8 protein-coding genes, 1 rRNA gene and 1 pseudogene are annotated in these 7,277 nt (G+C 50.8%); 1 reads left to right on the top strand and 9 read right to left on the bottom strand.

The window, feature by feature from the left end; translation table 11 throughout:
• The 5 genes and pseudogenes from EDM55_RS21470 to EDM55_RS21450 all read right to left on the bottom strand — a co-directional run.
• Positions 1–156 (bottom strand): 16S ribosomal RNA (locus EDM55_RS21470); the annotation flags it as partial.
• Between the two features lie 368 nt (positions 157–524).
• Entirely contained in the window at positions 525–1,091 is a 567-nt protein-coding gene (locus EDM55_RS21465) for a PepSY domain-containing protein (RefSeq protein ID WP_092275083.1), read from the bottom strand.
• Between the two features lie 92 nt (positions 1,092–1,183).
• Entirely contained in the window at positions 1,184–1,744 is a 561-nt protein-coding gene (locus EDM55_RS21460) for a PepSY domain-containing protein (protein ID WP_092275086.1), read from the bottom strand.
• Positions 1,741–3,111 carry an ATP-binding protein gene (locus EDM55_RS21455; protein ID WP_122961352.1) on the bottom strand — a complete coding sequence of 457 codons (1,371 nt, stop codon included), beginning with the start codon at positions 3,109–3,111 and terminating at the stop codon, positions 1,741–1,743. Before EDM55_RS21455 ends, EDM55_RS21460 begins: the two co-directional genes overlap by 4 nt.
• 6 nt (positions 3,112–3,117) lie before the next feature.
• Positions 3,118–3,806: pseudogene (locus tag EDM55_RS21450) on the bottom strand (response regulator transcription factor).
• A gap of 206 nt (positions 3,807–4,012) precedes the next feature.
• Between EDM55_RS21450 and EDM55_RS30420 the strand changes: the two are divergent.
• Positions 4,013–4,177: a hypothetical protein gene (locus EDM55_RS30420; RefSeq protein ID WP_170184482.1), complete on the top strand. Its 165-nt coding sequence runs from the start codon at positions 4,013–4,015 to the stop codon at positions 4,175–4,177.
• Between the two features lie 79 nt (positions 4,178–4,256).
• On the opposite strand, the gene EDM55_RS21445 is transcribed toward EDM55_RS30420, so the two are convergent.
• The 4 genes from EDM55_RS21445 to EDM55_RS21430 form a co-directional block, all read right to left on the bottom strand.
• Positions 4,257–4,469 carry an acetyl-CoA carboxylase biotin carboxyl carrier protein subunit gene (locus EDM55_RS21445; protein WP_092275094.1) on the bottom strand — a complete coding sequence of 71 codons (213 nt, stop codon included), beginning with the start codon at positions 4,467–4,469 and terminating at the stop codon, positions 4,257–4,259.
• Positions 4,470–4,795: 326 nt separating this feature from the next.
• Complete coding sequence (locus EDM55_RS21440) at positions 4,796–5,119, bottom strand: AtuA-related protein (RefSeq protein ID WP_092275097.1); 324 nt, start codon at positions 5,117–5,119, stop codon at positions 4,796–4,798.
• Positions 5,120–5,122: 3 nt separating this feature from the next.
• A complete protein-coding gene (locus EDM55_RS21435) occupies positions 5,123–6,490 on the bottom strand; it encodes an acyclic terpene utilization AtuA family protein (protein ID WP_092275100.1) in 1,368 nt (455 codons plus the stop codon).
• Positions 6,491–7,276, bottom strand: a complete 786-nt coding sequence (locus EDM55_RS21430; RefSeq protein ID WP_122961351.1) for an enoyl-CoA hydratase/isomerase family protein — start codon at positions 7,274–7,276, stop codon at positions 6,491–6,493.
• Position 7,277: the final 1 nt, after the last annotated feature.

Genomic DNA, 7,277 nt, shown 5'->3' with positions numbered 1-7,277 from the left:
TAGCATAAGTTTCCCTATGTTATCCCAGTCTGAGAGGCAGGTTGCCTACGTGTTACTCACCCGTCCGCCGCTAGCCTCCGAAGAGACTCGCTCGACTTGCATGTATTAGGCACGCCGCCAGCGTTCGTCCTGAGCCAGGATCAAACTCTCCAATAAAGTTTGTATCTGGTTCAAAGCTGGCAAATCATTAATGATAGACTCATCAACGCTTTCGCTGTTCAGTTTTCAAAGAGCATTTCGTCCGCGGTCTCAACCGCAGGATCTCATTCTATCAAGTTCGAGCGAGAAAGTCAATAACCTTTTTTAAACTCACTTCAACTTGTTCTACCGCGTTGTAATTCGTGTTAGCGGGTAGATCTATAATCTAGCAGAGTTTCATTCGTAAATCAATAGCTTTTTTATAATTAATGAAAAGAATCTCCTATTTGCCTAAATCCTTTTCAGCACAGAGCAGCCTTCCCCCTGCAAACAAAAGCCTTCATCCACATGGATAAAGGCTTCTGCTGCTTTCTTTTCACAAGGCCCTAGTCGTCCCAGTCCACATCCAGTATGGCGCCGGTTGTTGCGGAGATTTCCATTTCGACTTCAGCCCATTTGTTCGTTCTCATTTCCACTTCATAGATGTATTGCCCGTCATCCTCGTCCAGTTTGGCTTTCACGATGGTACCTGGCACTTTGTTCAGAGCAATTTTCTTCGCCTCTTCTAAACTGATCTTAACTACCTTTTTCATATGCTGTGGATCATTTTTCCTCCAGGTCTCGCCCGTAGTGGCATCCACGTAAACATCTACTTTCTTCGCCAAAGTCTTAATCTCTACTTTATAGAGGAGAAGGCCGTGCTCCCACTCAAGCTCGATTTCTCGAATCGTCCCTGGTTGTGCAGCAAGCGCGCGCTTTTTTGCCTCTTCCGTAGAAATTTTGACGTTTTTCCATACGTCTGCACGGATATCATCATCGACCTCTAAATAAACAGTGGGACTTTGAGGTTGAACGCCACCACTATTCCCTTGCACATTATTTTCCGCTTGGGCACTGAAGCCGATACTCCCTACGATAACGGCCATGACTACTGCCGCTGCTATCCTTTTCATATGATCTCACTCCTATTCTCTGCTTTTCTTCATGATAAGAAGGCCACATGAGAAGGACATAAGAAAAAGATTAGAATTTGATGAGAAAATCATTAGTCTTCCCACAAAACGGACAGGACCACCCCCGTATGGGCATCGACCTGTACCTTCACTTCCTGCCCATTTGGGGTATCCACTTCTACTTCATACACCACCGCTCCGCCTACCTCCTCGATCTCAATACCGTCGAACACGCCTTCTACCTGTTTCAATGCGATGGCTTTCGCCTGCTCTAACGAGATACCGTATGCGGCGTTTTCAGAGGACTGGGGTTTGGCTGGGTCAGATGGCTTTACTGGTGGAGGCTCGCTTGGATGATTGACATGAATCTGCAGCGGGGAAATGTGCAGGATATGGCCAGAATAAGCATCCGCGCGAATTTCATAGGTACCGGTTTTACCCTGCAGGACACTTTTATACGCTGCTTTGCCAGCCTCATCCACCAACACAATAGAGGTAATGCTGCCGGCATAGCGAGACTCCAGCGTTTTTTTCATCGTGTCACGGGGAATCTGATTTTCCTCTTTTTCAGCAGTCCACAACTGAACACTGGCGATGACGAGAAGGAGAATCAACAGTCCCAGAAGAAGCCACATGTTTTTGCGCTGCCTCATTGACTCACCCCCGATATCTGCACTTCTTTGGGTAATGTCGCCATGAAGGTAGTTCCTCGGCCCTCTTCACTCAGCACGTTGATTTCTCCGCCGTGTGCATCGACAATGCGCTTGGCAATGGACAGCCCAAGTCCGGTTCCCCCGGTTTCCCTTGCCCGTGCCTTGTCTACACGATAAAAGCGATCAAAAATGTGCGGCAAATCTTCTGCGGGAATGCCCACCCCTTGATCAATAACAGAAATCTTCACAGCTCGCTGTTGCTGCTCTATCTCGATCTGAATCGGCTTGGAACTGTACGTTAGCGCATTATCGAGCAAAATGACGAGCAGTTGCTTAATCTTTTGCTCATCTACACACACTAGAACCTGTTCCTCTCGAACATGAACAGTAATGGGATGTTCATAGGTCCTTTTCATCCACTTGCTCGTTTCCTCACTGAGCTTGACTAGATCAACCTCTCGCAAAGCCAGCTCCGATTTCTCGTCCGGATTGGCCAGCATCAGCATTTGCTGCGTCATCGTTTTCATCCGCACCGCTTCGGCGTAGATGGCATCGACGGCTTCTTCCAGCATATCCGGCTCTTTCATTCCCCATCGCTTCAGCATGGTCGCGTAGCCTTCGATAACGGTCAAAGGCGTTTTCAGTTCGTGCGAAGCATCTGAAACAAACTGCTGCTGCTTGGTGAAGTTTTGATGCAGAATATCGATCATCGTGTTAAACGTATTTCCGAGCAGGTACAGCTCATCCTTTGAAGGGGGCGGCAGGTCCAGCTTCTTGAAGACACCCCTCTTTTGAATCTCCTCCATCGTGAGCATCATGGACTGGATGGGGCCCACTATGATGTTTCCCAGCATCCTTCCAGCAAAAAGGGCAGGCAATAACACAAACAGCGAGGCCAACACGAGCACTACCAACAGCATACTCATGGTTTCCTGAGTGCCAGCCAAGCTGTTCGTCATTTCAAGCGAAACGACTGTCCCATCCTTCCAAATCACCGGGACTTGTGCGATTGCATATAGCACCCCATCTTTCTCCTCCAAACGGTATACCTCAGCATCGCTATACGCGGGCTTCAAACCACCAAATTTGACATCCTTGGCAGCTGTAAGGACTGCGTGTCCATCTGCATTCACGACTCTGATCATACCGATTGGCGTCAAATAGGCCTGCAGAAAATCTGCCGGATCGACCTGATTGACTGTGGCATGCAGCGTTTGCGCTATGTTTTGCGCCTGTTGCTGGAGCCTCCCGATTTCCTGATCCGTCATTTGCTTATAAAACAGCCAGTAGATCGAGACGTTGGTAATACATAAAATCAGCACCAGCCAAACCAAGGAAAAAACCTGGATCTTGTTCCGGATATTCATCAGCTTCTACCCCTTGATCGAATACCCGATACCCCGCACCGTATGGATAAGTGGAGCATGCAGGTGATCATCCAGTTTCTTGCGCAAATAACGGATGTACACGTCAACGATGTTCGTGTCGCCGTAATAGTCGTACCCCCAAACGTTCGTCAAAATTTGCTCCCGGTTCAACACCTGGTTGGCGTTCCTGACCATATAGACGAGCAAATCAAACTCAGTGGAGTCAGCTCAATTGGATTGCCACCCCGTGTAACCGAGCGCATGCGTTTATCTACGCAGAGGTCCCCCAGTGTAACGGTCTCGTTTTCTGTCCCCTGCTTGAGATGGCTCGCCATCCGCATGCAGACGCGAAGCCTCGCCAGCAGCTCTTCAATGGCAAAAGGCTTTGTGATGTAGTCGTTCGCTCCCAAATCCAGACCGCTTACTTTGTCAGGCAGCGAGTCTCTCGCCGTTAACAGAATGACTGGTGTGATGCTGTCCGAAGCACGTATGCGCCGAAGCACTTCCATGCCATTGAGCCTGGGGATCATGACATCCAGCAGTACGACGTCCCATTTTTTGCTGGCATAAAGCTCAAGCCCGCTCACCCCATCCTCCGCACAAAGCACCTCGTAACCCTCATATTCCAGCTCTAGCTGCAGAAATCTGCTAATCTTCTTCTCATCTTCAACCAATAAAATACTGGCCTTATCCATAAAACTCTCCCTCCATTCTCTTGATCAAGGTGCAAGGGAGCTAGTCGCAGCTTGATAGAAGCATTCCCTCTCTATTATAAGCAGTGATCTCCCACTAAGGGCTTTTCCCGCAAATAAAGTCTAGTATCGGAGTCAAAAACCACATACTATCTATAGTAAGAGAATCGACAATATGCAGACAGCCTTTCATAAGGAGGAACCGATTCATGAAAGAATTAGTAATCGCAGGAGCTCTTGCTGCCGCTATTTCCTCGATTGTACTGGGGGCATCCATGGCCTCCCCAATGGACACTCCAGACGGCATGCTTGCAATGCACGATGAAGTAGACGGGGTCTTTGAAAGCCATGGAATGCTGCTCGACTATCATTAAGGCCATTCTATGAAAAAAACAAGCTGGCAGAAGCTCGCAGCTTGTTTTTCTTTTGCTTCTCTATTCGATTGCGGTCCACTCACGCCAATTCTACGAGAACGTCCCCTTCGTTGACGAAATCAGCTTCGCTCACCTTCACTTCTTTGACGGTACCGCTGCTCTCAGCTGCGATCGGAATCTCCATTTTCATGGACTCCAAGATCACAACATCCTGCCCCTCTACTACAGCGTCTCCCGGCTGCACCAATACCTTCCACACATTTCCCGCCATACTCGCCACAATTTTGCTCATTCTGATTCCTCCCCTATGCGGTAGTTATTCGCTTATTCGACTTCTACGAGCGCTGCTTTCTTGACCATCAACGACACCGCCCACACCTTTTCCAATCAGCCGAGATTCGAAATCGTGTTCTGGCGAAGTGGAAGGGAGCGGGTTGTTTCCGAATATTCCAGCATTTCAAAGCGTACCAGCCTCCCCTCGCATCACCGCCACCTCCCGAACCTGGGGATGTCAAAACAGAATCTGCTTCACTTCTACTGGATATACATTTTCGCCACCGGTTATGATCATATCCTTCTTTCGATCCACGATATACAAAAATCCTTCGTCATCCTAGGTCAAGCTTCGTCTGCTTCAATTTCCATGCGCAAAAGATTGGACCCAAAGCACTTGCCCAAATTGTCCATTCGGATAGAAGTAGAGCCTCCACCAGCCAATGCCCCCCGCAAGACAAAGTTCATCGCGTGAATATTGGGCATCAAGTAACATTCTACCTCTCCTTCTACCAAGCCTCGAAAGTGATCTTTGACCCGCTCTGGCGTCACTTCCCTCACAAACACCTCGTACCACTCCGGGCGGGCTGCGAACAACCCGATGTTTACTGTGTTTCCCTTATCTCCCGAACGTGCAAAGGCTACTTCGCGCAATTGTACGTTTCCCATGTACTACTCCACCTCCACCAAGCTGACCTCGACTCTGCTCTCCACTACTTCTCGCGGAACAAGACAGGACCACATCCCAAAAAGCTCACGCGGCGCAGTCATCCCACCGATTCCGCTCATCGTCGGCGGACCGCTCAGCGCCAAAGGAGGAAACAATCTGGGAAACTTGGCGGCAGCCTCTTTCTGCGGGGTACGAACCGCCATCCGCAAATACACCTCGTTGAGATTTTCCTCCGGAAGAGTCGAGAGTGGCCCGTGCAGAGAGTTGTAGCCTAGAAATTCAGTCTGCACCTCCTCATACTGCCAGCCCAAGCGCTCTAGCTGCTTCCGCACGATCCGATCAGCTGCTTTTGCCTTTTCCAGCGCATTCGGCCAGGAATAGCCGACCATCGCCTGACCAACATAGCCATTTGGATACCCCATAACAACTTTGAGCGTATCCGGGCTGGGCTTTCCCTTTGCACCCCGGACGCGGACGCGATGCCTGCCGGACTCCTCCAGCACGACCTGTGTCATATCCAGCACTACATCCGGCGTCATATAGGCAGCCGGATTGTGGATTTCGTACAGCATCTGCTCTTTTACCGTTTCGATAGAGACAAGTCCGCCGGTTCCCTCTGCTTTGGTAATGACAAAGCTACCGCTCTGCTCCACTTCGGCGATCGGGAATCCGAGCCGATCCATCTCCTCCACTGACTGCCAGTCGCCGCTGAAATTGCCTCCTGTCACCTGCCCGGAGCATTCCATCAGATGCCCCATGAGAATTCCCTGGGCGAGCGCGTCCCACTCGTCCTTTTTCCAGCCGAATTCAAAGATCAGCGGAGCGAGGAATTGCGCCGAATCCGTCGTCCGTCCCGTAATGACGATATCCGCTCCTTGCCGCAGTGCCTCTACAATGGGCCATGCCCCCAGGTACGCATTGGCAAAGCTGATTCGCGGCAAAACGTCGTCAATCGACCGCCCATCCTCCATATGAGAGAGCGAAATTCCCTTCTCGCGAAATTCGGGCAGCCGCGGTAAAATGTCATCTCCGGTCACCACCGCTACCTTCAAGCCTGTGATTCCCAGCTCCTGAATCATTCGCAGGACTTCCTGCTGCGCGCCAAGCGGGTTCGTGCCGCCTGCATTCGTCAGGAGCTTGAAGCCCTTTTCCTTCATGTACGGCAGCAAAGCTGGCATGGAGGAAGTGATGTCACGCGTATACCCTTTGGAAGAATCCTTCTTGCGGTCCTTTTGCAGGATTGCCAGCGTCAGCTCTGCCAGACAGTCGAAGCACAAATAGTCGAGGTTTCCCCGCTGAACGCTCGCTACAGCGGGCAGGATGGAATCCCCGTAGAAGCCTTGGGCAGCTCCGATCCGTATCGTTCTCATTTATTTCCCCTCCCAAACCGGTGCTCGCTTTTCTAAAAAGGCCGTGGCACCTTCACGCAAATCATAGCTGGAAAAAGCAACGAGTCGCAGGGTACTCAGCTGAGCTATGGAAGTGAGCAAATCTGTCTGTTCCGTCGTGCGAAACGCCTCGATCCCGAGCTTCACCGCCAACGGACTGTAGGACGCAACCAGCCTGGCCAGCTTCCATGTCACTTCCTCCAGCTGCTCCGGTACGGTAATGCGGTGAATCAGCCCGTACTCATACGCCTTTTGCGCGGAGATGATGTCTGCTGTGAGCATCATCTCCATCGCCCTTCTTTCTCCGACCGCTCTGCGAATCCATGGCAAAATGACAAAGGGAACAAGACCGAGCCGCAGCTCAGTCGTCCCGAACTTCGCCTGATCAGACGCAATCGCGAGGTGGGACATCGCGACCAAACCACAGCCTCCCCCCAAGGCAGCTCCATGAACCGAGGCAATCAGCGGCGTACGAATGGCAGCCCCAAGCTCAAACAAGCGCGTGCCTTCCTTTCCTTCGAAGTAGAGCTGTGGAACGCTTTTGCTGAAATTCTCCTTGAACTCGTTCATATCTCCCCCAGCGCAAAAGGCCGGCCCACTCCCCGTAAGAATGATTGCTTTTACCTGCTCATCCTGATCCGCTGCTTCGATAGCGGTGATCAGTTCGCAGGTCAGGCGTGTCGTTAATGGATTGCGCATCTCAGGCAGATTCAACGTGATTTTTGCGATCGTATCCCTGACCTCATACAAGACAGCTTCCTTGTCCATA

Origin of the sequence: Brevibacillus centrosporus (genome assembly GCF_003710815.1) — a bacterium.
GTDB classification, from domain to species: domain Bacteria; phylum Bacillota; class Bacilli; order Brevibacillales; family Brevibacillaceae; genus Brevibacillus; species Brevibacillus centrosporus.
The sequence above is the reverse complement of the archived record's forward strand: the minus strand, read 5'-3'. Positions and strand labels throughout refer to the sequence as shown.